Genomic DNA, 1,939 nt, shown 5'->3' with positions numbered 1-1,939 from the left:
GCCCTCGTCGCCATCGCGGGCACCAGCGTGGGTGCTGCCGTTGGCGGCGGTGCCGGGGCGGCTGCGGCGGGCAACGCCACCGTCAACAACTACCTCAAGCACACCGACATCGACGCGCTATCCAAGCAGCTCCAGAAATGCGACCAGAACCAGGACTGCCGCAAGCAAGCCATCGACGGCGCCTATGCCGTCAGCGCCGTCAACGACAAAGAACTCCTCAATTGCAAGGCCACCGGCAACTGCGACGAACTCAAATCGGAATACCGCCAAGGCTACGCCGCGGCAGTAAACATGCTCGACAAAGGCGTGCCCCCCGAAGAAGTCGGTCGCATCCTGAACATGGACAGCAATGCCCAGGCCATCATCCGAGGCGGCCTGGACCAGAGGCAGTGCGTCGGCCAAGCCTGCAAAGACAATGCCGCCTTCCTCGTTGGCCTGGGCAAAGGCCTCATGGTCCTGACGCCGGGCGGCGCTGTGCTTGCGACCGGCATCGGCAGCTACGAAGTCACCACCGCCATCATCAACAACGGTGCGGGCGAGACAGCGATATCCATCGCCAAGAACATCGCAGGATTGCCCAGCAACATCGTAGAGGGTCTCAACAGCCCCGATCCGCAGGTGCGAGGGGAGGCGCTGGGCATGGCGCTGGCGACCGGCTCCACCGCAGCGGTGGTCGGTACCCGGCTGGCGGAGCAAGGGATTACTGCCGTCTCGAATATCGGGCGGCGGGCAGAGGCGGGGAGGGCAGAGGCGGGGAGGGCAGAGGCCGCTGCCTCCGCCAAGGCCCGGATCGACTCCAATGCGCGTACCGATGACGCCTCGCAATACGATGCCTACCGGCGTGACAATTCTTCCCGGCCGGGGGGCGAATGGGATTGGCAAAAGCAGGCGCCGAACAATGGCGCTGTGCCGGGCAGCACCCAAAGTGTCACCATAGAGCCTGGCAAAACACTGGATCGGTATGGCTCGCGGAATGGTGAGTACATGTCGCCGGCCGGCGCATCCTTTGAGGAGAGAGCGCTTCCTCCGGGCAAGCAAGCTGATCCGTATGAGAAATATACGGTTGCCAAACCGTTCACTGCGACGCAGGAAGTGATTGCACCGGCATTTGGGCAGCCGGGGGGTGGGGTTCAGATTCGGGCGAAAATTCCTGAAAAACCAGAAGGCTATGCAAACATAAACGAGCTTGTAAGATTCGGCTATTTGAAATGAGGACTAAGAATGATTGTTGAATGGGGAAATGCATATGAATTTTCGTCTCAAGAGAATAATCCGCGCCCTAACTGGGCATTGGAGGAATTGGCTGAAGAACTTGTCCGATTAAAAGTTGATGTAAACCCGCGGCTTTTAGGGGTGGCAGATGCTTTTCCTGATGGAGGGTGGTGTATTCATAAGGAGGATAATGTCTGGCTGGTGTATCACTCAGAGCGCGGCCGGCGTTCTAGGCCATCCATTTTCACCAGTCCTTTTGATGCGGCAAATTTTTATTTGTGGATTCATGTTTGCCATCCCAAAGGAGACAATACCTCTGTGGGAGAGCTTCCTCGCATGCGTTGAATGAGGATTGAAAAGTGAGGCAAAAATGATTGTGAACTGGGATTCTCAATATAAAATTCTTCCTGAACGGAACGATGCCCGCCCGAACTGGGCGTTGGAGGAATTGGCGGAAGAATTGACGAGGTTTAAGGTGGATGTAGACGTCAGGTTGCTTGGCGTGTCGGATGCGTTTCCAGACGGAGGATGGTGCATCCACAAAGAAGACGATGTCTGGCTGGTATATCACTCTGAAAGAGGTAGGCGCTCGGGGCCGGCGATTTTTATCAGCTCTTTTGATGCAGCTAATTAGTCCGTCCTGAACAAATCGTTCGTCACACAGAGCGCGGCTGTCCCATGCGATTTAAGCCTGCCGCCATCGCCCAGAGGGTCATGCAGTCCAGCC

At 57.3% G+C, this 1,939-nt stretch carries 3 protein-coding genes; all 3 read left to right on the top strand.

Annotated features, from left to right (window positions below):
- On the top strand, positions 1 to 1,212 hold a 1,212-nt coding region (locus DFQ15_RS16775; protein WP_146228795.1), incomplete at its 5' end, for a TNT domain-containing protein.
- Positions 1,213 to 1,221: 9 nt separating this feature from the next.
- Positions 1,222 to 1,557: a hypothetical protein gene (locus DFQ15_RS16770; protein WP_110467045.1), complete on the top strand. Its 336-nt coding sequence runs from the start codon at positions 1,222 to 1,224 to the stop codon at positions 1,555 to 1,557.
- Positions 1,558 to 1,582: 25 nt separating this feature from the next.
- Complete coding sequence (locus DFQ15_RS16765; protein ID WP_199399910.1) at positions 1,583 to 1,846, top strand: hypothetical protein; 264 nt, start codon at positions 1,583 to 1,585, stop codon at positions 1,844 to 1,846.
- Positions 1,847 to 1,939 lie beyond the last annotated feature (93 nt).

This window comes from Xylophilus ampelinus (assembly GCF_003217575.1).
GTDB lineage: Bacteria > Pseudomonadota > Gammaproteobacteria > Burkholderiales > Burkholderiaceae_C > Xylophilus > Xylophilus ampelinus.
The sequence above is the reverse complement of the archived record's forward strand: the minus strand, read 5'-3'. Positions and strand labels throughout refer to the sequence as shown.